Source organism: Mesorhizobium sp. M1295, assembly GCF_040318135.1.
In the GTDB taxonomy this organism is placed as follows: Bacteria; Pseudomonadota; Alphaproteobacteria; order Rhizobiales; family Rhizobiaceae; genus Mesorhizobium.
Genome location: NZ_JAMYLU010000012.1, coordinates 85,326 through 107,257 on the forward strand (window position 1 = coordinate 85,326; position 21,932 = coordinate 107,257).

The following is a 21,932-nucleotide window of genomic DNA, read 5'->3' on the forward strand; positions in this document are numbered from 1 at the left end:
GACGCATCAATCAACAAAAAATTCAGCCTGATTTGCTGGCAAATGCCAGGCGTTATGACCAGATATCAAGATCAAGCGATTGTGCGGTTCTGGCCCCTTTACGAAACCGGCGGAACGGTTCATCCTTGAACAATGCCGAGCGGCCGCGACATCGCGCAGCCGGGCCTGCAGGATGGGGATCGCCATGACAGCATGCATCGTCGGTTGGGCGCATTCGCGCTTCGGCAAGCTCGAAGGCGAGACGCTGGAGGGCCTGATCACCAAGGTGGCGGTCGAGGCGCTCGATCATGCCGGCATCGGTCCAGATGACGTCGACGAGATCGTGCTCGGCCACTTCAACGCCGGGTTTTCCGCCCAGGATTTCACCGCGAGCCTGGTCCTCCAGGCAGACGACCGGCTGCGCTTCAAGCCGGCGACCCGCGTCGAGAACGCCTGCGCCACCGGCTCGGCGGCGGTCAGGCAAGGCATCCGCGCCATCGACGCAAATGCCGCCCGTATCGTGCTGGTGGTCGGCGCCGAGCAGATGACGACGACGCCCGGTCCTGAGATCGGCAAGAACCTGCTCAAGGCCTCGTATCTGCCGGAGGATGGTGACACGCCGGCAGGCTTCGCTGGCGTCTTCGGCAAGATCGCTCAAGCCTATTTCCAGCGCTACGGCGACCAGTCGGATGCGCTGGCGATGATCGCCGCCAAGAACCATAAGAACGGCGTCGACAATCCCTACGCGCAGATGCGCAAGGATTTCGGCTACGAGTTCTGCCGGCAGGAAAGCGAAAAAAACCCCTTCGTCGCCGGTCCGCTGAAGCGCACAGACTGCTCGCTGGTTTCGGACGGCGCCGCCGCCCTTGTCCTCGCCGACACGGCGACGGCGCTGAAGATGCGCCGCGCCGTCGCCTTCCGCGCCAATGAGCATGTGCAGGATTTCCTGCCGATGTCGAAGCGCGACATCCTCGCGTTCGAAGGTTGCGAGCAGGCCTGGAATCAGGCGCTGAAGCAGGCCGGCGTGACGCTCGGCGACCTGTCCTTCGTCGAGACGCATGACTGTTTCACCATCGCCGAGCTGATCGAGTATGAGGCGATGGGCCTGGCCAAGCCGGGCGAGGGCGCCAAGCTGGCCTTGGATGGCGATACGGCGAAAGGCGGAAGGCTGCCGGTCAATCCGTCCGGCGGGCTGAAGGCCAAGGGCCACCCGATCGGTGCCACCGGCGTATCGATGCATGTGCTTACCGCCATGCAACTCGTCGGCGAGGCGGGCGGCATCCAGGTGCCGGGAGCAAAGCTCGGCGGCATCTTCAACATGGGCGGCGCGGCGGTCGCCAACTACGTTTCCATTCTCGACCGGATCAGATAAAAGCGGCCCCGCATTACAGCGCGCGCGCCGCTTCGCGCGCGCAAAAGGGCGCTATATCGCTTTGATTTTGCGCATGATCCTTTTCGAAAATTGATTCCGAGTTTCGAGATCATGCGCTAGCGGGGAATTCATGACAAATCCGGTTCTGGTCGAAGTTTTGCGCGGCGCTATCGTCGAGAGCGCGCATCGCGGCGCTGTTGCCGTCTTCGACGCCGACGGCAAGCCTGTCTGGGAGATCGGCGACACGGCACAACCGGTGTTCCCGCGTTCGGCGGTCAAGGCGATCCAGGCGTTGCCGCTGGTCGAGAGCGGCGCTGCCGATGGGTACGGCTTCGGTGACCGGGAGCTGGCACTGGCCTGCGCCTCGCATTCCGGCGAGCCGCCACATGTCGAGCTCGCGAGGGCTATGCTGGCGAAGGCCGGCCTGGACGAGACGGCACTCGAATGCGGCGCGCATTGGCCGTCGAGCCATGGGGCGACGCTGGCGCTTGCCCGCGCCGGCAGCGTGCCGAACGCGCTGCACAACAATTGTTCCGGCAAGCACTCAGGCTTCCTATGCACCTGCGTTCACAGCGGCATCGCCCATCGCGGTTACGTCAAGGCTGGCCATGCTTCGCAGGAGATGGTGCGCGAAGCGATGCAGGCGGTGACCGGTGCTGCCCATGACGCCGATCACCGTGGCACTGACGGTTGCTCGATTCCGACCTATGCCGTGCCGCTGCGCAGCTTTGCGCTTGGCTTTGCCCGCATGGCGACAGGCGCCAGCTTCGAGCCGGTGCGCGCCCGGGCGGCGAAGCGGCTGCTTTCCGCCTGCATGGCCGAGCCGTTTTTCGTCGCCGGCACTGGCAGGTCCGACGTCGCGATGATGGAGGCCGCGCCTGGCCGGATCTTTGCCAAGGGGGGCGCCGAGGGCGTCCATTGTGCCGCCCTTCCAGAGCTTGGCCTTGGCATCGCGCTGAAATGCGACGACGGCGCCGGCCGCGCAACTGAAGTCATGCTCGCGGCCGTGCTGTTAAAGCTTTTGCACGCAGACCAGCCGCTGGCGGCAAAGCTGATCGAACAGGCAAATCCGCCTATCGAAAGCCGGATCGGCGCCAAAGTCGGCGCGCTCCGGCCCACCGCCGCCCTCAACTGACGTGATTGCGCTCGACGGTCAAATGCGCATAGCCGGCATTGCCTGACGCGGCGAGGTCGCCGGTCACCGGCTCGGCCCAGCGCTGGCCGACGATCGCGCCGTTCTGGACTCCGTCGATGACATTGTCGGAGATGATTGCCGTCCCGGCACCTTCGACCACGGTGACGACGATACCGATCCCCGCCTTGCGGATGACGTTTCCCGTGGCGACCACATTGCGCATGAACGGTCCCCAGCCGATCTGCATGCCGTAGAGCGGCGCATTCTCAACGACATTGCCGGAAACGGTGGTGTCTGCCTCGACGCTGATGCCGACGCCGAAGCCGGGCGCATCGGCAGGGTAGGGGCCGCTGGTCGACAGGTTGCGGACGATGTTGCCGGAGCAGACCCCCATGCGGCCGCCTTCGTTGAAATTGACGATCGAAATACCGTTCGCAGCACTATCGACGATGTTGTTGCTGATGATGGCGCCTTCGAATGAGAATTCGGAATACACGGCCGTTTCGCCCGAGCGCGAGCAGGTGTTGCCGGTGATCTGCAAATTGCTGGCACTGTTGGCGCGGATAGCCGAAAACGCGCAATCCGAAACAATATTGCCGGAGATGATGACATTGCCGGCGCGGAAGGCATTGATGCCGTTGCCGTTCTGGCCGGTTCCGCCGCTGCGCGCCTGGATGCGTTCGACGCGGTTGCCGCTGACGATGGTACCATCTTCCGCCGCCTGCCAGCGGTGCACCAGAATGCCGCCATTGGCGCAGTCGGAGACGGTATTGCCTGATATTTCCAGGCCATCGGCCTCGACCGAATAGATGCCGGCATCGGCCGCATCGGATATCTCCGAGCGTTCGATACGGCCCGAGGCGTGTTCGAGCGCCAGACCGTTCTTGCCGCTGCCGGTAAGCTGGCAATTGTCGACGACGAGATGGGCGATGCGGCGCAGATCGAGCAGGCCTTGCGTATAATCGCCCATCCAGTGGTTGCTGCCGTCGAACACCAGTCCACTGAGTTCGATATGCTCGGCCTGTTCCGCCATGATGAGATGGCCGTTGCCGCCATAGACGATCCGCGATGCGCCCGCCACGCCGGACAGGCGAACGCGGCCGGGCAGCGACAGGTTGGAAACGATATAGGTCCCCGGCGGCAGGAACACCGGCATGTCGCGAACGTGCGCTTCGCGCAGCAGCTTGGTGAAAGCCTTGCTCTGGTCCTCAAGCGCGCCGGGCCGGACGCCGAGATCGGTCGCATTGATCGCCCCGCGCATCGCGGCTTTGTCGATGCCGGGCAGGTTTTCCGCCGCTGCCTTGCCGAGCGAAAGCCCCATGACTGCAAAGCCAGCGGTCTGCGTAAGCAGCGTTCGTCTGTTCAACATCGGCACAGATCCCTGGCGTTCAAAGATCATGTCGCAGGATTCGTGCCAGACGGGATCGGCCCCGAGGTCGGGTTTGCCGGCTATGGCTTGTGGAGTCGTCGCGCCGGGCCTAAGTTCATCGGATGAGCAGGGCCTTCACCCGCGAGGAAGACAGCGAAAACGCCATTGCCGGCATCGGCGAGCGGCCGATCAGCCATCACCGCAATCTGGTGACGGAACACGGCCTGGCGCTGATCGATGCGGAGGTGGCCGCTCTGCGCGACGAACTGGGCAGAGCCGAAAAGAGGGCCGACCGCGAGCGCATCGCGCTGGTGTCGCGTGATCTCCGCTATTGGACGGCGCGGCGTGAAAGCGCCGAGCTTTCGGTGCCGGAACCGGGCAGCGACATGGTTCGCTTCGGTATGGGCGTCACACTGGAGAGCGACGACGGCAAGAAGGTGCACTGGAAGATCGTCGGCGAGGATGAGGCCAACCCGGCCAAAGGGTCAATTTCCCATATGTCGCCGATGGCGATGGCGCTGTTCGGCAAGAAGGTCGGCGAAATTGCCGTGGTTAACGGCAAGGAATGGGAGATCGTCAAGCTCTCCGATAGTTAGTCTTCGAGCTTGACGACATGGTCGCGGAAGAACGCCGCGGCACCGGCCTCGTCGATTTCGCCGGCGGCGACGCCCATGACGAATTCGTAAAGCATGCCGTCATTGGCCGACAGGGCATAACCATTCACAATCAGAAATGCGCCGGCAGCGACAATGGCGGTGCGTTTGTTGCCGTCGACAAAGGCATGATTTCGGGCGATGCCGAAGACATAGACGGCGGCGAGTTCTTCAACCGACGGGTCTCCGTAGTTGGCTTTGTTCTCCGCACGGGCGAGCGCCGATTCAATGGCATTTTCATCCCTCAAGCCTTGTGCTCCGCCGTGTCGGCGCAACTGCTCGGCGTGCATCGCTTCGACTGCACGCCGCGTCAGAAACTCCCAGCTCATTCGGCGAGCTTCTGAAGCGCGACCTTGTATTTGTCCATGACCTCGCGGGCAGCTTTCATTTGCCGCTCGAAGCTGTCGTCCACCGGCTTCAGCGCAAGACCGTCACCTGTTTCAACGATTTGAAGATGGTCGCCGGCCTTCAGGTTCAGACGATCGAGAAGCTCCCTCGGTAGGATCACGCCTTCGGAATTGCCGATCTTGCGAATGGTCGTGTTCATGGTGAGACATCCTGTTGCAACGCCGATTATAACTCAGCGTGCCGGTCGTTGCAACGGGCATTATAACAAAGCGTCAGCCCGCCTGCAGCAGCCGGTCCATCAGCCGCTCCGCCGCTTCCGGGATGACCGTGCCGGGCGGGAAGATCTCCGCTGCGCCTGCCTGCCAGACTGCATCGTAATCCTTCGGTGGAATGACGCCGCCGGCGACGATCAGCATGTCGTCGCGGCCGAGCTTCTTCAGCGCCTGTTTGAGTTCGGGAATGAGCGTCAAATGGCCTGCCGCCAACGACGAGGCGCCGACGATGTGCACGTCATGCTCGACCGCCAGCTTGGCGATCTCGTCCGGCGTCTGGAACATCGGCCCAACGGTGACGTCGAAGCCGAGATCGGCAAAGGCGGTGGCGATCACTTTCTGGCCGCGATCATGGCCGTCTTGCCCCATCTTGGCGACCAGAATACGCGGCTTGCCGCCGGACTTCTCCTCGAACGCTACGACCTTGTCCTGCAACCGGTCGACCACCGGATTGTCGCCAAGCGCGTTGCGATAGACGCCGGAGATCGTCTGCACCGAGGCGACATGGCGGCCGAAGACCTTTTCCAGCGCCAGCGAAATCTCGCCGACCGTGGCATTGGCGCGCGCCGCCCGGATGGCGAATTCCAGCAGGTTTTCGTTACTCCCGGCAGCACGGGTCAGCGCATCGAGCGCGCTCTCGACGGCGGCGACGTCACGCGTGCCTTTCAGCCGCTGCAGCTTCGACAATTGCCGCGCCCTGACTTCCGCGTTGTCGATCCTCAGCACGTCGACTTCGATGTCCGTGCCGGGACGGTGGGCATTGACGCCGACCACGATCTGTTCGCCGGAATCGATGCGCGCCTGGGTGCGCGCGGCAGCCTCTTCGATGCGCAGCTTCGGTAGGCCCTTTTCGATCGCCGCGGCCATGCCCCCGAGGCTCTCGACCTCCTCGATATGGGCAAGCGCGCGCGCCGCCAGATCATGCGTCAGCCGCTCGACATAGGCAGAGCCGCCCCACGGGTCGATGCTCCGGGTCGTGCCGGATTCCTTCTGCAGGATGAGCTGTGTGTTGCGGGCGATGCGGGCCGAATGATCGGTCGGCAGCGCCATTGCCTCGTCGAAGGAATTGGTGTGCAGCGACTGCGTGTGGCCTTGAGTCGCCGCCATCGCCTCTATCATGGTGCGGATGATGTTGTTGTAGGGGTCCTGCGCCGTCAGCGACCAGCCCGAAGTCTGGCAATGGGTGCGCAGCGACAGCGAGCGCTCGTCCTTCGGCGAAAAGTTCTTCAGCATCAGGCTGGCCCACAAAAGGCGCGCTGCTCTCAGCTTCGCGACTTCCATGAAGAAATTCATGCCGATCGCCCAGAAAAACGACAGGCGCGGCGCGAAACGGTCGATGTCGAGGCCGGCCGCGACGCCGGCGCGGGCATATTCGATACCGTCGGCAATCGTGTAGGCGAGCTCGAGGTCCGCCGTCGCTCCCGCCTCCTGCATGTGGTAGCCGGAGATCGAGATCGAATTGAACTTCGGCATATGCGTCGACGTGTAGGAAAAAATGTCCGACACGATCCGCATCGAAGGTTTGGGCGGATAGATGTAGGTGTTGCGCACCATGAACTCTTTCAGGATGTCGTTCTGAATGGTCCCAGTGAGGTCCTTCTGCGCGACGCCCTGTTCCTCCGCCGCCACGATATAGAGCGCCATGATCGGCAGCACCGCGCCGTTCATCGTCATCGATACCGTCATCTCGTTAAGCGGGATGCCCTCGAACAGCTGGCGCATGTCGAGAATGGAATCGATGGCGACGCCGGCCATTCCGACATCGCCGGCGACGCGCGGATGGTCGCTGTCGTAGCCGCGATGCGTGGCGAGATCGAAGGCGACCGACAGGCCTTTCTGGCCGGCGGCAAGGTTGCGCCGGTAGAAGGCGTTGGACTCTTCGGCCGTCGAGAAGCCGGCATATTGCCGGATCGTCCAGGGTTGCTGGACATACATCGTCGGATAGGGGCCGCGCATGAAGGGCGGCAGGCCCGGATAGGTATCGAGATGCGGCAAGCCCTTGAGATCGCCCTGGTTGTAGAGATGCTTGACGGCGATGCCTTCCGGCGTCATCCGCCGGCCTTTGACGTCGACCGGCGCCCGCCGTGGCGGCGACCAGCCGATCTGGCTGAAATCGGGGATCATGGTACGGCTCCGATCGACTGATCGATGCGGATCGGAAACAGCGGCTCGCACACCGCAACGCCTTCGGTGAAGGCTGGCCGCCGCTCCGCCGCCAGCGTCTCGACCGGACGCTCGGTTTTCGACGGGTGCAGCGTCGTGCCGACGATCGCCCGTTCGCCCGCCTGGTAGGCAGCGTTGCGGCGGGCGGAAGCTGCCTGCACGCGTCTCTGGACGTGGCCTTGTTCGAGGCTGGTCAGCACGCCGCCTTCCGCCTCGATCTGCTGGAACTCCTGCCAGGCCGCCGCGCAGAGCTCCGCAGTCAGGGTTTCGACGGCGCCCGAACCGCAAGCCGGATCGGCGACGTGGTCGATGTGGCTTTCATTGGCCATGATCAGTTGCGCGTTGCGGGCAACGCGGCGTGCAAAACCCGCGGGCAGGCCGTGCGCGATGGTATGCGGCAGGATGGCGATCGAATCCGCCCCGCCGGCGGCAGCGGCAAAAGCGGCGATGGTGGTGCGCAGGATGTTGGTTTCCGGGTCGGCCGCCGTCATCATCCTGAAGGAGGTTTCGGCATGGATGCTGGCGGTGGAGGGCGGTATCGAGCAGGCCTCCTGGACACGCGCCCACAGTCTCCGCAACGCCCTGACCTTGGCCGTCGACACGAACTGGTCCTGGTCGACGCTGAGCGCAAAACCGATATGCGGCGCCGCATAGACAAGCGGCTGGCGCGCCTTCTCGAACAGCCTCAAATAGGAGACTGCCGAGGCGAGCATCGTGCCAAGCTCCTGCGCCTCGGTTGCGCCGGCATTGTGGAACACCCGCCCGTCGGCTTCCAGCAGCACGCCGGGCACCCCCATCGAAAAGAAATGTGCGAGCGACTGCGGCATCGATGCCTGCAAAGCTTCGATCGACATGCGCAGCCTGCCGGTCCCGGCAAATATCGCCGCCGGATCGATGCCGAAGGAGAGGTTGAGCTTTGCCGGGTCGGAGCGGCGCTTGGTCAAGAACGCCACCAGCCAGTCGGCCACGGCGCGGCTCCAGGGATGGGCATCGATGCGGATCTGGATGCGGTTGAGCGGCACGCCGTCGAGCACGCTCTCCAGCGCCTCGGCCGTCCTCGGCAAGCCATAGCCGAAGGCGTTCGGCGCGCCTTCGAAGACAAGCGACAGTCCGGTAGCACCCTGCGCGACGTCTTCCAGCGCCTGCGCCCTGGCGCGGCCTATGTCCGGATCGTCGATACGCTGGCTGACGATCCACGGTGATCCCGGGTTGGCGCGCACGACAGGCTCGACGGTCACCGAACGCTCGTAGAGCGGCTCGATGCGGATGGCGTCGTCCGTATGCGAGACGAGCTTTTCCTCGAAGGAACCGCCGGCCAGCGCCTTCTCCGCCAGCGCCAGCCATCGTTGCCGGTCGGCGCTCGGAAGGTCGGCATCATGGGTCAAGGCACCGGCGCCCATCCGTTCTCCTCGTTCTAGTGGCCGTGTCAGCCTACTATGTCAGTCTACGGTCCCCGGTCCCATATCACAATGCAGCACACATGCCGTGCAACTCGCCTTCCGTGACGGTGACCGTCAACCGATTGCCAAACATGGGCAGGTTCCGCAAGCTCCAAAAGCCATTTTCGACGATGCCCATTGTCGCTGCGCAATGGCCTCACTATACCTGCGGCGGGCCTCCCTTTTCTTCAAGGGGATCAGGGCATTCAACCCTATAGGTTTGCGGAGACCGGACACATGGCCGACGACACCAGTATCTTCATGGGAGCCAGCCGCAAGCCGGACGACAGCTATCAGCGGCCGGAACGGCTTTTGCTGCAATATGGCAATCGTCACGGCCTGGTCACCGGCGCGACCGGCACCGGCAAGACGGTGACCCTGCAGATATTGGCCGAGGGTTTCTCCAATGCCGGCGTGCCGGTATTCTGCGCCGACATCAAGGGCGATCTGTCGGGTATCGCCATGATGGGCACAGCGCAGGATTTTCTGGTCAAGCGGGCCGAGCAGGTCAAGCTCGATCCCTATGAGTTCCAGGAATTTCCGGTCATCTTCTGGGATCTGTTCGGCGAGCAGGGTCACCCGATCCGCGCCACCATCTCGGAGATGGGGCCGCTGCTTCTGTCGCGGCTGATGAACCTCTCCGAGGCGCAGGAAGGCATTATGAACATCGCCTTCCGCATCGCCGACGAGGAAGGCCTTTTGCTGCTCGACTTGAAGGACCTGCAGTCACTGCTTGCCAACATCGCCGACCGCGCCGAAGAGATCGGCGCCCGCTACGGCAATGTGACGAAACCTTCGGTCGGCGCGATCCAGCGCACGCTGCTGGTCCTGGAGCAGCAGGGCGCTGCCAATTTCTTCGGCGAGCCGGCATTGCGGATCGCCGACATCATGCGCACCACGCGCGATGGACGCGGCGCCATCAGCGTGCTCGCCGCCGACAAACTGATGATGAATCCGCGGCTCTATGGGACGTTCCTTCTGTGGCTGATGTCGGAACTGTTCGAGGAACTGCCCGAGGTCGGCGACCCGGACAAGCCGAAGCTGGTCTTCTTCTTCGACGAGGCGCATCTTCTGTTCGACGACGCGCCGAAGGTGCTGATCGACCGCGTCGAACAGGTGGTCCGGCTGATCCGTTCGAAGGGCGTCGGCGTTTATTTCGTCACGCAAAATCCGCTGGATATCCCTGAAACGGTGCTGGCGCAGTTGGGCAACCGCGTGCAGCACGCACTGCGTGCCTATACGCCGCGCGAACAGAAGGCCGTCAAGACGGCGGCCGAGACGTTCAGGCCCAATCCCGATTTCGACTGTGCAACCGTGATCACGCAACTCGGCACCGGCGAGGCACTCGTCTCCACGCTGGAAGCCAAGGGCGTGCCGTCCATGGTACAGCGCACGCTGATCCGCCCGCCATCCTCGCGGCTTGGCCCCATCACGCCCGAAGAGCGCCGCAAGCTGATCACTGAGAGCCCGGTTTCGGGACAGTACGACCAGACCGTCGATCGCGAATCGGCTTTCGAGATGCTGCAAAAAAAGGCCAAGGACGCCCAGGAGGCACAAGCGCAGCAGCAGGAGAGCGGCCGTTCGCGCTGGACCATTCCCGGCTTCGGCAATGATGATCCCCAGCCAGCTGGCGGCCGCCGCGCGCCGCGGCCTTCCAACCGCCAGACGGTGGCGGAGGCGGCGATCAAATCCGTGGTGCGCTCGGTCGGCTCGTCGGTCGGACGGGCGATCGTGCGGGGTATTCTGGGGAGTTTGGCCAGGGGGCGGTGAGGGAGCATCGGGCCACCGAGTTTGACAAATGCTGTCTTGGCATCAAGCGCCAGTAGCCAGATCTGGAGGACAGCGGGCGGCGGCTATGCTCCCATCTATTTGGCGGATAAGGTAAAGAGCCTCCGGGATGCGCCCGAGACTTGGGAGTGAACATGCCACCCCGCCTGCTCGCTCTAGTGTCCGCCTCTGGGATGCGGCTACCGCCCCTTCAGCGACCGACATGCGGGCATTGCAGCCTGCGGCCTTTGGGCCGATTGCGGACAGGCCGCCTTAGGCTGGGATACACGAGAGCCGACATTCAGGTCGTCGCGAACATCGTCGTGACCTAACCCTGACCCGCCCTTCATCAGCATATTACGCTGCCTGATAGCTGACATTCACGGCAACCAGCACCGAGACCCCAAAGCAGCCACTTGCTCGAGTAAATGCCTTGGCAGATCTTGTGGAGGATTACAGATGCCGGCCTTCTGTGGGAGGTGCCGTGCGCCGGGGCCGGCGTCCGGAAGCCCTCCAGGGAACGAACCCGCGGGTGGTGATCGCGGTTTCGACCCTATGGGAGATTTGACGAGAGCTGCCATTGCTCCTCAATAAGGCCCTCGCCGACATGGTTAGACACGGTCCAAGAACTCGAGCACCCGCCGCGTGAGCAGCGCGCTGGCAGCCGCCTCGTACGACGGGAGCGAGCTGTCGGCGAAGTAGTGCTGGTCGCCGGGATAGAGGAACAGCTCCGCGTCCTCGACCTTCTCCACGATCTCGCGAGCGGCGTCGATGTCGCCCTCGCCGACGAAGATCAGGTCGTTATCCATACCGTGGATCTGGACCGGGACGCCGTCCGGCCAGGGTCCGAAGGCCCACTCGCCGCTAATCGGCAGACAGGAGTGGAAGAGCAGGGCTCCGCAGGCACCGGGTCGTGTCTGTGTGAGCTTCTGCGCCGGCAGCACGCCGAACGAGAATCCGGCGTAAACGAGCTCGGGGGTCAGTTCGCCGGCGACGCGGACGCCGCGCTCCCGCATGTCGTCGAACCCGATCTCACCGATGTAGGCGAGACCCTCGTCAATACTCTGGAATGTGCGTCCGTCGAACAGGTCCGGCGTATGCACGGTGTGCCCGGCTGCCCGCAGGTCGTCAGCGAACGCGCGCACGCCGGGAGTCAACCCTTGTGCGTGGTGGAACAGCAGGACCTCGGCCATGGGAGCCTCCAGGTGGGACGTGGATTGCGGCGATAATTGCGAATCGCTTCGCAGAACTGCAAGCGATTTCGCTGTGCATCGAAGAACTTCCAAATGATGACAAGCCTCGGCGCATCGTCTTTCCCGGCGTGACGACGCGGGGGCCGATCTACACCAACAGATAGGCGGCGACGAAAATGCTTCCGGCGCCCACGTCCGCCAGACGGACGCACCGCGGCGGTAGTGTCTTGGTTCGAATTTCCGCCAAGGTCGACTCCGGCCGATGCGCGAAAGGCAGCTTGAAGGAGCGCCATGAAAGTCGCTTTAAGCGCGTCCGTTCGTTCAAGAACCCTAAGCTACCGAACGACCGAAATCGACGGCGAAGGACTGGCTGGGGTGGGAATGCGTCATTCCCAGCAGACACACGAATGACGCAAGCGCGCACAGAAGCGGACATTGATCCAGTTAGTCGCTCGGTGTTATGTCGCTTGGGCAACTGGCTCCTGTCAGCGGTTGGTTTGATCTGCATCAGCGGCAGTTTGCAGGCCTTTCTGTTTACTTGGAGTCACATCAGCATGGAATCACACGACGACGACCTTAAGAATTTCGAGGCCCATGGCGCTGCGCCTCTGCCCGTTACGAGCGATCAGGGCTTCGTGGATCACGACGGCGCTCGAATTTGGTACGCGACATACGGGTCCGGCTCTCCCGTGATCCTGCTGCATGGTGGCCTCGGCCATAGCGGTAATTGGGGCTATCAAGTTTCAACGCTGGTCAGCTCTGGCTATCGCGCCGTGCTCATTGATAGCCGCGGCCACGGCCGCAGCACGCGCGATCAGCGGCCTTTTACATATGAGTTGATGGCATCCGACGTGCTCGCCGTGATGGACGCGCTGCAGTTGGAAAAGACGGCCGTTGTGGGCTGGAGCGACGGCGCGTGCATCGCTTTAATCCTCGCAATGAACGCACCCGAGCGGGTTGCCGGTGTATTCTTCTTTGGCTGCAACATGGACCCCAGCGGCACAAAGGAATTCGAGCCCACTCCGACCGTCGACCGGTGTTTCAGACGGCACGCCAAGGACTATGCCGACCAATCGGCCACGCCGGACCAATTCAATGTATTTGTCGAAGCGGTCGGCAAGATGATGAAGAGCGAACCTAACTATTCTGCAGGCGACTTGACCCATGTCCATGTGCCCGTTGCGATCGTGCAAAGCGAGCACGACGAGTTCATCAAGCCCGAACATGCCGCATATCTCGCGCGGAGCATTCCGGCAGCGGAATTGATCATCCTGTCCGGCGTGAGCCACTTCGCACCCCTGCAAAGACCAGAGCAATTCAACGGCGTGATGCGTGCTTTCCTCGGCAAGGTTCTTTCTTGAAGGAAGATGACGCTCGGCGGCGGCTCGCAAGTCCGCTTTCGGGTCACGGCTTGCCGTAGGACTGCTCCGCAGGAGGGGCAGAGAAGGGCCGACTCAAGCCGTAGCGCGAAGGTCAGTTTTGGAGAAGCGCCGGGAATGGCAGCTCCTGGCGCCACCACGACCTCCAGCGCGGTCGCCTGCGACGTCAGCTTTCAGGAAACGGCAAAGCGAATCTATACGGCCGAGATTAGGCGCAAAGCGGTCATCCGACCGCTTGGCCTTCGGAAGACGTATTTGGATCATGAGCTATCCACCGGCGGCGTCTGCACAGAGCGCGGCAAAATCCGCTGCTCGGCGTAAACATCGGACCTGAAGGCGGGCACCGGCACGGGCAAGCCGAGGCTCGGCAAAACCAGCAGGAGCCGTGAGCCAATCGCGCCCCCGTGCTTCCGTCAGCTCAGAAGATCGAGTTCGTCACCGCTTTTATCGGGCCGAGCAGGATCGATCCTTCCGGCACGCCGGCGTCGATCGGAATGGCTTTGCGGTTTGCGGTCGCCACCATCGGCTGGCCGATATCGGCCGTCACCACGACCGGCGTCTTGTTCGGCACACGGTCGTAGAGATCGATGATATCCTGGTTCATCAGGCGCACGCAGCCTGACGACACCGACTTGCCGATCGACCGCCATTCCGGCGAACCGTGCAAGCGGTAGAGCGTGTCCTGGTTGCCTTGGAAGAGATAGAGCGCCCGCGCGCCAAGCGGGTTCTTGAGCCCGCCGGGCATGCCGCCATTCTCGGCGCTGTAGGGTTTCAACTCCGGCTGCCGGGAGATCATTTCGTCCGGCGGCGTCCATTTCGGCCATTTCTGCTTCCATTGGACCACGGCATCGCCCGACCATTCGAAACCGGCGCGGCCGAGGCCGACACCGTAGCGGATAGCCTGGCCGCCCGGGCGCACCAGATAGAGGAAGTGATTGGTGGTGTCGACGACGATGGTGCCTGGCTGCTGCCCGGTCGGATCGTCAACGATCTGGCGCAGGAACTGCGGGTCGATCTTGTCGACCGGTATGGCCGGCAGCTCGAAGCCGCCATCCGACATCGGCCCATACATCGTCACATAGTCGCCGAGCGCCGGCTCGACATAGGTCGGCGGCGGTGGCTCGACCGGTTGTTGCGACAGCGTGGTGCAACTGGAGACCGCGACCGAGGCGGCGCCAAGGGCTGCGGCGTTGAGGAAACCGCGACGGCTAAGGCGCAGAGAGGACGATGGGGGTGTGAACATGATTGCCTTTTTTTAAGTCTCAAATCGCAACAAAGCATGAATGCGCCCGGTTGCGCGCGGTTGCCCGAGCAATGCCCGGCGCGATAGGCGGTTCCAATTCTGGCCGCAGGGTGGACAAACAAAGGCAAAGCTGTGACTGGGTCGTCACTGTTGCGCCCAGGCAACATGTCCGGCGTCAAACCCCGGAGATCAGACCATCGAGGGATGGCAGGATCAGGGCCGGTGGGAAATCCCGGTATTCCTCTGGGTGATTGGCGCGGTTGATCCACACCGTCCGGAAGCCGAATTTGGTGGCGCCGGCGACGTCCCAGCGGTTGGAGGACTGGAAAGAGACAGCGCCTGGATAGAGGCGCCAGCCCGTGGTGACCATGTCGTAGACCGACGGGTCGGTCTTGAAGCGCCTGACGCTGTCGACGGAAAAGACGTCGTCCAGGACCTGGTCGAGCGCGGCGGACTTGACGGCCGCCTCCAGCATTTCAGGCGAACCGTTGGACAGGATCGCCAGCCTTGCCCCCGATGCCTTGAGCGCCTTGAGCACGGCCGGCACCTCCGGATAGCAGTCCAGCCGCCAATAGGCCTCGAGCAACTTCGCCTTCAGCCCGGCATCGGCGGACGGAACCTTGCGCAGGGCGAAATCGAGTGCCTGCTCGGTGAGCTGCCAGAAATCGGCATAGGCCCCCATCAGCGTCCGCACCCAGGAATATTCCAGCTGCTTTGCGCGCCAGATCTCGGACAGCAACTGGCCGTCCGGCCCGATCTGGTCGGCGTGACGGCGCACGGCCGCGTGCACGTCGAACAGCGTGCCATAGGCGTCGAAAACGTAAGCTGCATGGTGCATGCGACAGTTTTGAGGCTGCGCAAGGCAAGGCGCAAGCGCTGATTGCAGTCCGCCAGCCCGCTGGCCTCAACAAATCTCAGCCAAACCGGTTGACGGCGGCCGCCAAAGCATCTTCCAATGCGCCGCAACAAGCATCGAACGGAACCTGGCAATGACACTGGCGACTGCGGCGCAATCCGCGACATGGACCTTCGTCGACGGCGACTGGTATGAGGGCAACGTCGCCATCCTCGGGCCGCGCAGCCATGCCATGTGGCTCGGCACCAGCGTGTTCGACGGCGCCCGTTGGTTCGAGGGCGTCGCTCCCGACCTCGATCGCCATGCAGCAAGGGTGAACGCCTCGGCGATCGCGCTCGGCCTGAAACCGACGATGAGCACCGACAAGATCGTCGGCCTGACCTGGGACGGGCTGAAGAAGTTCGACGGCAACACAGCGGTCTACATCAGGCCGATGTATTGGGCCGAGCATGGCGGCTATATGGGCGTGCCGGCCGACCCGGCCTCGACGCGTTTCTGCCTTTGCCTCTATGAATCGCCGATGATCTCGCCAGCGGGTTTTTCGGTGACGGTGTCGCCGTTCCGGCGCCCGACCATCGAAACCATGCCGACTAACGCCAAGGCCGGCTGCCTTTATCCCAACAACGGCAGGGCCATCCTCGAAGCCAAGATGCGCGGCTTCGACAATGCGCTCGTGCTCGACATGCTGGGCAATGTCGCCGAGACCGGGACCTCGAATATTTTCCTGGTCAAGGACGGCCATGTCCTGACGCCGGCGCCGAACGGCACCTTCCTGTCCGGCATCACTCGCGCGCGCACCATGGCCCTGCTTGGCGAGTACGGTTTCACAACGACGGAAAAGACGCTGTCGATCCGCGATTTCCTGGAGGCGGACGAAATCTTCTCGACCGGAAACCACTCGAAAGTCGTGCCGGTCACCCGTATCGAGGATCGCAATCTGCAGCCCGGGCCGGTGGCCAAGAAGGCGCGCGAACTCTATTGGGAATGGGCGCATTCGACTTCGCCCGGCTGACCCGCTAAAAAGCGGCCCGGCGCTTCGTTTCCGGAGTTGTTCCAGACCAATCCAGTCCTATGTTAGTCCGGTATCGACACCGGATTTTTCCACGAGGGAGTACGACCGATGGCTTTTGAATTGCCCGCCTTGCCCTATGATTACGAGGCTTTGCAGCCTTATATGTCCAAGGAAACGCTGGAATATCATCACGACAAGCACCACAAGGCCTACGTCGACAACGGCAACAAGCTGGCCGCCGAGGCGGGCCTGGGCGATTTGTCGGTCGAAGAGGCCGTCAAACAGTCCTTCGGCAAGAATGCGGGGCTCTTCAACAATGCCGCCCAGCACTACAATCATATCCATTTCTGGAAATGGATGAAGAAGGGCGGCGGCGGCAACAAGCTGCCGGGCGCCTTGCAAAAAGCGGTCGACAGCGATCTTGGCGGCTACGACAAGTTCAAGGCCGACTTCATCGCCGCCGGCACCACCCAGTTCGGTTCGGGCTGGGCCTGGGTCTCGGTCAAGGACGGCAAGCTGGCGATCTCGAAGACGCCGAATGGCGAGAACCCGCTCGTCCATGGCGCGACGCCGATCCTTGGCGTCGATGTCTGGGAACATTCCTACTACATCGATTATCGCAACGCCCGGCCGAAATATCTCGAAGCCTTCGTCGACAGTCTCATCAACTGGGACTATGTGCTCGAACTCTACGAAAAGGCCTGATCCGTTCCAGAAAGCCCCGGCAGAACCGGGGCTTTTCTTTTTCAGCATCAGAACGACAGTTGCAAAAATTTCACGCAAGCGTGAGGCGAAGCGTCGGAATTTTTAAGCCATCCTTGCCGTTTGTCATCGGGGTGGGACCGCACCCTGAATTGCCTTCAACATGGAGCCAAGTGAATGAGAAAGCTTATCCTCGCCATCTCGATGCTCGCCTTCGCCGGTTCGGCGGCATTTGCCGACCCGGTCGCTGACCGGCAGGCCCTGATGAAGGAACGTGGCAAGATCGCCGCCGGCTTGTCGAAAGTGGTCAAGGGCGAGACGCCCTACGACGCAGCTTCGGTGCTGACGGCGTTGCAGGCACTGCAGGCCAATGCCGAGAAATTCCATGCCGGCGTCGACGCGCTGTTCCCGGCGGGCAGCGACATCGGCGACACCACGGCGTCTCCCAAGATCTGGCAGGACATGGCCGGCTTCAAGACGGCTGAAGGCAAGTACCTCGCCGACGTCAAGGCGGCGGTCGCCGCGGCACCTGCGGATGCCGACGCGTTGAAGGCACAGTTCAACACCATCGGCGGCGGCTGCGGCAACTGTCATCAAAGCTACAGGGTGAAAAAAGGCTGATAGCGGGCAATGCCCTTGCTGAAGAAACTCGTCGGCGCCGCCCTCGTTCTGGGCGGCGTCGCCGCGATTGCCGGCTGGTTCCTGTCGGCTCCGGTCAGGCTCGGTGCCGCCACGCTGGCGCAGCTTGGCCCCGGTGACGCTGACAGGGGCAAGCGCATCTTCTACGCTGGCGGCTGCACATCCTGTCATGCCAAGCCTGGCTCGCAAGGCGACGCTCGCCTTCAGCTGGTCGGCGGCCTCGAGCTCAAGACGCCATTCGGCACCTTCGGGCCGCCGAATATCTCGCAGGATACCAAGGACGGCATCGGCGCCTGGTCGGTCGAAGACTTTGCCAACGCCATGCTGAAGGGCGTGTCGCCGTCGGGCGAGCATCTTTATCCAGCATTTCCCTATATTTCATACGCGCGCATGAAGCCGGCCGACATTGCCGATCTCTATGCGTTCCTGAAGACCTTGCCCGCGGTCGCCGGCAAGGCACCCGCCAATTCGCTGGGGTTTCCCTTCAACGTCCGACGCGGCCTTGGTCTGTGGAAATTGCTCTATCTGAGCGACAAGCCGGTCGTTTCCTTTCCCGAAGGCACGCCACAGCCGGTGCAGGCCGGCCGCTATTTGGTCGAAGGCCCCGGCCATTGCGGCGAATGCCACACGCCGCGGGACCTTACCGGCGGTACCAGGAAGAGCCAGTGGCTGGCAGGCGCCGCGGCCGCGGAAGGCAGCGGCATCGTGCCCAACATCACGTCGGGCGAGGGCGGCATCGCCGACTGGTCGGAAGCCGACATCGCCAACTATCTCGAAACCGGCTTCACGCCGGACTTCGATACGGTCGGCGGCGCGATGGTCGACGTGCAACGGAACATGGCCGTGCTGACCCGGGAGGACCGCGCGGCGATCGCCGCCTATCTGAAAGCCGTGCCGCCGCATCCCAACGGCTATCCGGCGCGCAAGAAGCCGGCGAGCTGACGGGCCGTTGGGTCAGCGGTCGCCGAGGAAGTCGAAGCCGGTTTCGAAGAAGTGATTGTAGTCGCAGGTCATTTCCTCGCCGGGCGCAATGTCGCGCAAGGCATAGGTCTCCTCCGGCTGCGAGACGTCGCAATTCGGGCTGTCGGCATGGTTCATGTAGCGCGCATCGTCGGCTTCGAAGACGATGTAATTCGGGTCGCGCCGGTCCGGATAGGCGTAGCGGTCGAGATAGGTTTTGACCGGCCCGGTTTCCCGCTCGTAGGTCTCCACCTCGATGCGCCGGTCGTATTTCGGGTCGAGCTTCCAGACCAGCGTGCCGCGGGCAATGTGGTTTTTGGCAAAGACGCCGATGCCCTGGATGGGCGATTTGTCGAGATAGACATCGACGAGCAACATGGCAGATCCCTGGGTGATTGTGTGTTGGCGCGGCTGTGAAAAGCCGCGCACTGGGTAGCGCGCGGCCTTTGCAATTGCGAGCGGAAAATCAGCTGTGCCTGCCCATTATCCGAAGCCTCATACGGCGTCGCCTGTCGAGGTCCTAGCGCTGTTGCAGCGCCGGCCGGATGCCCAAGGCGCAATAGATGCCGCCGACAGCCTTGCCTTGCCATCTCAGCACCGTCGGGTTTCGGCGCAGGAATGCACCGAGGCCGCCCGCACCCACGGCGAAAACCAGCGTGCTGATGAGGCCCAACAGAACAAAGATCACGCCCAATGTCGCCAGTTGAAGCATCACCGATCCGTTTTCAGGCCGCACGAACTGCGGAAGAAATGCAAGGAAGAAAAGCGCGGTCTTGGGGTTGAGAACCTCGGTCAAAACAGCCTGCCGAAATGCTTTGGTAGCGGGGATCGCAAGTGCGCCGGCGGCCGGATAGGCAGGCGTTTTCTCGATGATCGCGCGAATGCCGAGATAAATGAGGTAGGCTGCGCCGATGTACTTCACGATGCTGAAAAGCGCCGCCGACGTGGCAATGATCGCCGAAATGCCGACGATCGCCATGAAGGTGTGAACCACGTCGCCGGCCGTGATCCCCGCGCCGGTCGCGATGCCAACCCTGGTTCCGGAACTGGTGGCCCGCGCCACGGTCAGAAGGGTGGCCGGACCGGGGATGAAGACAAAGCCAAGCACAACCGCGACATACGCAATCAATGTGGCGAGATCGATCATTGGTGGGCGTCTCCGCAACTCTTACCGCGAATGAAAGCCACGTCTCGGAACGGAAGGCAATGACCGCTCTCCCCCGACTTCACGCGGCTGGTTCGGCCTTGCCTGTTACCTTGAGCGCGAAGGCATAGGTGAACGCGATTTCCTCCAGCCTGGAAAACCGGCCGGAGGCGCCGGCGTGGCCTGAATCCATGTTGATCTTGAACAGAACCGGATTCCCCCCTGTCTTGCGGTCGCGCAACCGCGCCACCCATTTGGCCGGCTCCCAATAGGTGACGCGCGGGTCGGTCAGGCCGGCCAGCGCCAGGATCGGTGGATAGTCGAGTGCGGCGACATTGTCGTAGGGCGAGTAGGCGGCGATGGTCCGGTAATCCTCCGCCGAAGCGATCGGGTTGCCCCATTCCGGCCATTCCGGCGGCGTCAGCGGCAAGCTTGCGTCGAGCATGGTGGTGAGCACGTCGACGAAGGGAACCTCGGCGACGATGCCGCCGAAGCATTGCGGCGCCATGTTGGCGACCGCGCCCATCAGCATGCCGCCGGCCGAGCCGCCTTGCGCGACGATGCGGTCATGCTGCGTATAGCGTTCGGCGACGAGGTGGTGGGCGGCAGCGACAAAATCGGTGAACGTATTCATCTTGTTCGCCCGCTTGCCGTCGTCGTACCAGCCATAGCCCTTGTCCTTGCCGCCGCGGACATGGGCAATCGCGTAGACAAAGCCGCGGTCGACCAGCGAAAACAAATTGGTGTTGAACGCGGCGGGTACGGCTATGCCGTAAGATCCGTAGCCGTAAAGCAGGCAAGGCGCCGATCCGTCGAGCGGCGTGTCGCGGTGGTGGAGGAGCGAGATCGGCACCAGTTCGCCGTCGGCGGCAGGCGCCATCAGCCGGCGCGTGACATAGTGCTCCGGGTCATGGCCGGACGGCACTTCCTGGGTCTTGAGCAGCACGCGCTCGCGGGTGCGCATGTTGTAATCGAAGACCTGCGCCGGCGTCGTCATCGACGAATAGGAAAAGCGCATGATTTCGGTGTCGTATTCGTAGGAGCCGGACAGGCCGAGCGAGAAGGCTTCCTCGTCGAAGGAGATCAGGTGCTCTTCGCCGCTCTTGCGATCGCGCACGACGATGCGTGGCAGGCCTTCCTTGCGCTCCAGCCGGACCATGTGGTCCTTGAAGCCGATTACCGAAAGGATCAGCCGGCCCGCTTCGTGCGGCACCAGTTCCTGCCAGTTGGCGCGCACCGGATCATGGGCCGGCGCCGTCATGATCTTGAAGTCCTTGGCGCCGTCGGCATTTGTGAGGATGAAGAAGATGTCGCCGCCTTCCTCAAGGTCGTACTGCAAGCCGGTCTGGCGTGCCGCAACCAGCTTCGGCTCTGCGGACGGTTCGTTGGCGTTCATGATGCGATATTCCGAGGTCTCATGGTCGTTGATGCCGATCATGATCCACTCGTTGGAGCGTGTGCCGCCGACATCCATGAAGAAGCCCGGATCGGTTTCCTCGTAGATCAGCCGGTCGTTTTCAGGACTATCGCCAAGCGCATGGAACAGCACTTTGGAAGGACGGTGGTTGGGGTCGAGGCGGGTGTAGAAAAAACCGTCATTGCCGGCATCCCACACACCGCCGCCGCCGGTGTCGGGGACCCTGTCCGTCAGATCGTTGCCGCCGGCGAAATCGCGGACGCGCAGCGTGTAGAATTCGGAACCCTTGTCGTCGAAGGCCCAGAGCAGCTTGCGGTGGTCGTCCGAATGATCGACGCCGCCCAGGCGGAAATAGGGCTTGCCCTCGGCCTCGGCATCGCCGTCGAGCAAGATCTGCTTGTCGCCGCCGTCGCGCGCCGTGCGGAAATAACGCGGCTGCTGGCCGCCAAGCTTGAAGGAGGAGCCGTAGGCGTAAGGCCCGTCCTTCATCGGCACGGAAGAATCGTCTTCCTTGATGCGTCCCTTCATTTCCGCGAAAAGCTGTTTCTGCAGTTGGACCGTATCGGCCATCAGCGCCGCCTGGTAAGCATTCTCGGCTTCGAGGTGGGCGCGGATCTGGCCGTCGAGCAGCGACGGGTCCCTGAACATCTCTTGCCAATTCACGGCCCTCAGCCAGGCATAGTCGTCCGTCCGCGTCATGCCGTGATGCGTGTCGAAGATCGGCCGCTTCTCCGGCTGCGGCGCGGTGGCGGTCGGAAACACTGGAGTTCTGGTCATTGCGTCTCGCTGTGGAAGTTACTTGAATGGCGAATGAACACGCCGATCAGCGCGGGTTCAAGGGCTACGATCTATTGTCGTGGTGGCTCAAGAGGACGGGCTGGAGGAGAGGA

Annotated in this window: 21 protein-coding genes; 9 read left to right on the forward strand and 12 right to left on the reverse strand. The window is 62.9% G+C overall.

What is annotated here, in order from left to right:
- Positions 1-6: 6 nt before the first annotated feature.
- On the reverse strand, positions 7-186 hold the full coding sequence (locus NKH29_RS17920; protein WP_156948046.1) for a hypothetical protein: 180 nt from the start codon (positions 184-186) through the stop codon (positions 7-9).
- Here NKH29_RS17920 and NKH29_RS17925 point away from each other — a divergent pair.
- Positions 185-1,351 carry an acetyl-CoA acetyltransferase gene (locus NKH29_RS17925; protein ID WP_023718430.1) on the forward strand — a complete coding sequence of 389 codons (1,167 nt, stop codon included), beginning with the start codon at positions 185-187 and terminating at the stop codon, positions 1,349-1,351. The two genes, NKH29_RS17920 and NKH29_RS17925, sit on opposite strands and share 2 nt — an antisense overlap.
- 130 nt (positions 1,352-1,481) lie before the next feature.
- Positions 1,482-2,486: an asparaginase gene (locus NKH29_RS17930; protein WP_023718429.1), complete on the forward strand. Its 1,005-nt coding sequence runs from the start codon at positions 1,482-1,484 to the stop codon at positions 2,484-2,486.
- On the opposite strand, the gene NKH29_RS17935 is transcribed toward NKH29_RS17930, so the two are convergent.
- Positions 2,479-3,855: a TIGR03808 family TAT-translocated repetitive protein gene (locus NKH29_RS17935; protein ID WP_353000218.1), complete on the reverse strand. Its 1,377-nt coding sequence runs from the start codon at positions 3,853-3,855 to the stop codon at positions 2,479-2,481. The genes NKH29_RS17930 and NKH29_RS17935 overlap by 8 nt on opposite strands.
- 122 nt (positions 3,856-3,977) lie before the next feature.
- On the opposite strand from NKH29_RS17935, the gene NKH29_RS17940 reads away from it, so the two are divergent.
- Entirely contained in the window at positions 3,978-4,451 is a 474-nt protein-coding gene (locus NKH29_RS17940) for a GreA/GreB family elongation factor (protein WP_023718427.1), read from the forward strand.
- Here NKH29_RS17940 and NKH29_RS17945 read toward each other — a convergent pair.
- The 4 genes from NKH29_RS17945 to NKH29_RS17960 form a co-directional block, all read right to left on the reverse strand.
- Positions 4,448-4,837 carry a type II toxin-antitoxin system death-on-curing family toxin gene (locus NKH29_RS17945; RefSeq protein WP_023718426.1) on the reverse strand — a complete coding sequence of 130 codons (390 nt, stop codon included), beginning with the start codon at positions 4,835-4,837 and terminating at the stop codon, positions 4,448-4,450. The genes NKH29_RS17940 and NKH29_RS17945 overlap by 4 nt on opposite strands.
- Positions 4,834-5,055 carry an AbrB/MazE/SpoVT family DNA-binding domain-containing protein gene (locus tag NKH29_RS17950; protein WP_353000220.1) on the reverse strand — a complete coding sequence of 74 codons (222 nt, stop codon included), beginning with the start codon at positions 5,053-5,055 and terminating at the stop codon, positions 4,834-4,836. Before NKH29_RS17950 ends, NKH29_RS17945 begins: the two co-directional genes overlap by 4 nt.
- A 73-nt stretch (positions 5,056-5,128) precedes the next feature.
- Positions 5,129-7,252, reverse strand: coding sequence for a methylmalonyl-CoA mutase (scpA, locus tag NKH29_RS17955; RefSeq protein ID WP_353000221.1), 2,124 nt, complete (start codon positions 7,250-7,252; stop codon positions 5,129-5,131).
- Positions 7,249-8,691, reverse strand: a complete 1,443-nt coding sequence (locus tag NKH29_RS17960; protein ID WP_352483647.1) for a methylmalonyl-CoA mutase subunit beta — start codon at positions 8,689-8,691, stop codon at positions 7,249-7,251. Before NKH29_RS17960 ends, scpA begins: the two co-directional genes overlap by 4 nt.
- Before the next feature lie 276 nt (positions 8,692-8,967).
- On the opposite strand from NKH29_RS17960, the gene NKH29_RS17965 reads away from it, so the two are divergent.
- On the forward strand, positions 8,968-10,500 hold the full coding sequence (locus tag NKH29_RS17965) for a helicase HerA-like C-terminal domain-containing protein (RefSeq protein ID WP_353000223.1): 1,533 nt from the start codon (positions 8,968-8,970) through the stop codon (positions 10,498-10,500).
- Positions 10,501-11,108: 608 nt separating this feature from the next.
- On the opposite strand, the gene NKH29_RS17970 is transcribed toward NKH29_RS17965, so the two are convergent.
- The gene (locus NKH29_RS17970) at positions 11,109-11,690 is read right to left on the reverse strand and encodes a dienelactone hydrolase family protein (RefSeq protein WP_023718420.1); all 582 of its coding nucleotides are present in this window, start codon (positions 11,688-11,690) and stop codon (positions 11,109-11,111) included.
- Between the two features lie 554 nt (positions 11,691-12,244).
- Between NKH29_RS17970 and NKH29_RS17975 the strand changes: the two genes are divergently transcribed.
- A complete protein-coding gene (locus NKH29_RS17975; protein WP_023718418.1) occupies positions 12,245-13,051 on the forward strand; it encodes an alpha/beta fold hydrolase in 807 nt (268 codons plus the stop codon).
- Between the two features lie 436 nt (positions 13,052-13,487).
- On the opposite strand, the gene NKH29_RS17980 is transcribed toward NKH29_RS17975, so the two are convergent.
- Positions 13,488-14,312 (reverse strand): L,D-transpeptidase, encoded by an 825-nt coding sequence (locus tag NKH29_RS17980; RefSeq protein ID WP_352483646.1) that lies wholly within the window; start codon positions 14,310-14,312, stop codon positions 13,488-13,490.
- A 175-nt stretch (positions 14,313-14,487) separates the two neighbouring features.
- Positions 14,488-15,150: a haloacid dehalogenase type II gene (locus tag NKH29_RS17985; protein ID WP_353000225.1), complete on the reverse strand. Its 663-nt coding sequence runs from the start codon at positions 15,148-15,150 to the stop codon at positions 14,488-14,490.
- Positions 15,151-15,301: 151 nt separating this feature from the next.
- On the opposite strand from NKH29_RS17985, the gene NKH29_RS17990 reads away from it, so the two are divergent.
- The 4 genes from NKH29_RS17990 (at position 15,302) to NKH29_RS18005 (ending at position 18,463) form a co-directional block, all read left to right on the forward strand.
- Positions 15,302-16,180: a branched-chain amino acid aminotransferase gene (locus NKH29_RS17990; protein ID WP_023718414.1), complete on the forward strand. Its 879-nt coding sequence runs from the start codon at positions 15,302-15,304 to the stop codon at positions 16,178-16,180.
- Between the two features lie 108 nt (positions 16,181-16,288).
- Entirely contained in the window at positions 16,289-16,885 is a 597-nt protein-coding gene (locus tag NKH29_RS17995) for a superoxide dismutase (RefSeq protein WP_023718413.1), read from the forward strand.
- A gap of 174 nt (positions 16,886-17,059) precedes the next feature.
- On the forward strand, positions 17,060-17,503 hold the full coding sequence (locus tag NKH29_RS18000) for a c-type cytochrome (RefSeq protein WP_023718412.1): 444 nt from the start codon (positions 17,060-17,062) through the stop codon (positions 17,501-17,503).
- Positions 17,504-17,512: 9 nt separating this feature from the next.
- On the forward strand, positions 17,513-18,463 hold the full coding sequence (locus NKH29_RS18005; RefSeq protein WP_353000227.1) for a cytochrome c: 951 nt from the start codon (positions 17,513-17,515) through the stop codon (positions 18,461-18,463).
- Positions 18,464-18,475: 12 nt separating this feature from the next.
- On the opposite strand, the gene NKH29_RS18010 is transcribed toward NKH29_RS18005, so the two are convergent.
- The 3 genes from NKH29_RS18010 to NKH29_RS18020 form a co-directional block, all read right to left on the reverse strand.
- A complete protein-coding gene (locus NKH29_RS18010) occupies positions 18,476-18,859 on the reverse strand; it encodes an SET domain-containing protein (RefSeq protein WP_023718410.1) in 384 nt (127 codons plus the stop codon).
- A gap of 142 nt (positions 18,860-19,001) precedes the next feature.
- Complete coding sequence (locus NKH29_RS18015; RefSeq protein ID WP_353000228.1) at positions 19,002-19,628, reverse strand: LysE family translocator; 627 nt, start codon at positions 19,626-19,628, stop codon at positions 19,002-19,004.
- 79 nt (positions 19,629-19,707) lie between these two features.
- A complete protein-coding gene (locus NKH29_RS18020; RefSeq protein ID WP_353000229.1) occupies positions 19,708-21,819 on the reverse strand; it encodes a S9 family peptidase in 2,112 nt (703 codons plus the stop codon).
- Between the last annotated feature and the right edge of the window lie 113 nt (positions 21,820-21,932).

What these genes read in the sequence shown, in the direction of transcription:
- scpA (WP_353000221.1), bottom strand. Translation starts at nt 7,252, where the DNA reads ATGATCCCCGATTTCAGCCAGATCGGCTGGTCGCCGCCACGGCGGGCG.
- NKH29_RS18000 (WP_023718412.1), top strand. Translation starts at nt 17,060, where the DNA reads ATGAGAAAGCTTATCCTCGCCATCTCGATGCTCGCCTTCGCCGGTTCG.
- NKH29_RS17980 (WP_352483646.1), bottom strand. Translation starts at nt 14,312, where the DNA reads ATGTTCACACCCCCATCGTCCTCTCTGCGCCTTAGCCGTCGCGGTTTC.
- NKH29_RS18005 (WP_353000227.1), top strand. Translation starts at nt 17,513, where the DNA reads ATGCCCTTGCTGAAGAAACTCGTCGGCGCCGCCCTCGTTCTGGGCGGC.
- NKH29_RS17920 (WP_156948046.1), bottom strand. Translation starts at nt 186, where the DNA reads ATGGCGATCCCCATCCTGCAGGCCCGGCTGCGCGATGTCGCGGCCGCT.
- NKH29_RS17995 (WP_023718413.1), top strand. Translation starts at nt 16,289, where the DNA reads ATGGCTTTTGAATTGCCCGCCTTGCCCTATGATTACGAGGCTTTGCAG.
- NKH29_RS17950 (WP_353000220.1), bottom strand. Translation starts at nt 5,055, where the DNA reads ATGAACACGACCATTCGCAAGATCGGCAATTCCGAAGGCGTGATCCTA.
- NKH29_RS17940 (WP_023718427.1), top strand. Translation starts at nt 3,978, where the DNA reads ATGAGCAGGGCCTTCACCCGCGAGGAAGACAGCGAAAACGCCATTGCC.
- NKH29_RS17945 (WP_023718426.1), bottom strand. Translation starts at nt 4,837, where the DNA reads ATGAGCTGGGAGTTTCTGACGCGGCGTGCAGTCGAAGCGATGCACGCC.
- NKH29_RS18015 (WP_353000228.1), bottom strand. Translation starts at nt 19,628, where the DNA reads ATGATCGATCTCGCCACATTGATTGCGTATGTCGCGGTTGTGCTTGGC.
- NKH29_RS17925 (WP_023718430.1), top strand. Translation starts at nt 185, where the DNA reads ATGACAGCATGCATCGTCGGTTGGGCGCATTCGCGCTTCGGCAAGCTC.
- NKH29_RS18010 (WP_023718410.1), bottom strand. Translation starts at nt 18,859, where the DNA reads ATGTTGCTCGTCGATGTCTATCTCGACAAATCGCCCATCCAGGGCATC.
- NKH29_RS17990 (WP_023718414.1), top strand. Translation starts at nt 15,302, where the DNA reads ATGACACTGGCGACTGCGGCGCAATCCGCGACATGGACCTTCGTCGAC.
- NKH29_RS17935 (WP_353000218.1), bottom strand. Translation starts at nt 3,855, where the DNA reads ATGTTGAACAGACGAACGCTGCTTACGCAGACCGCTGGCTTTGCAGTC.
- NKH29_RS17985 (WP_353000225.1), bottom strand. Translation starts at nt 15,150, where the DNA reads ATGCACCATGCAGCTTACGTTTTCGACGCCTATGGCACGCTGTTCGAC.
- NKH29_RS17930 (WP_023718429.1), top strand. Translation starts at nt 1,482, where the DNA reads ATGACAAATCCGGTTCTGGTCGAAGTTTTGCGCGGCGCTATCGTCGAG.
- NKH29_RS17975 (WP_023718418.1), top strand. Translation starts at nt 12,245, where the DNA reads ATGGAATCACACGACGACGACCTTAAGAATTTCGAGGCCCATGGCGCT.
- NKH29_RS17960 (WP_352483647.1), bottom strand. Translation starts at nt 8,691, where the DNA reads ATGGGCGCCGGTGCCTTGACCCATGATGCCGACCTTCCGAGCGCCGAC.
- NKH29_RS17965 (WP_353000223.1), top strand. Translation starts at nt 8,968, where the DNA reads ATGGCCGACGACACCAGTATCTTCATGGGAGCCAGCCGCAAGCCGGAC.
- NKH29_RS17970 (WP_023718420.1), bottom strand. Translation starts at nt 11,690, where the DNA reads ATGGCCGAGGTCCTGCTGTTCCACCACGCACAAGGGTTGACTCCCGGC.
- NKH29_RS18020 (WP_353000229.1), bottom strand. Translation starts at nt 21,819, where the DNA reads ATGACCAGAACTCCAGTGTTTCCGACCGCCACCGCGCCGCAGCCGGAG.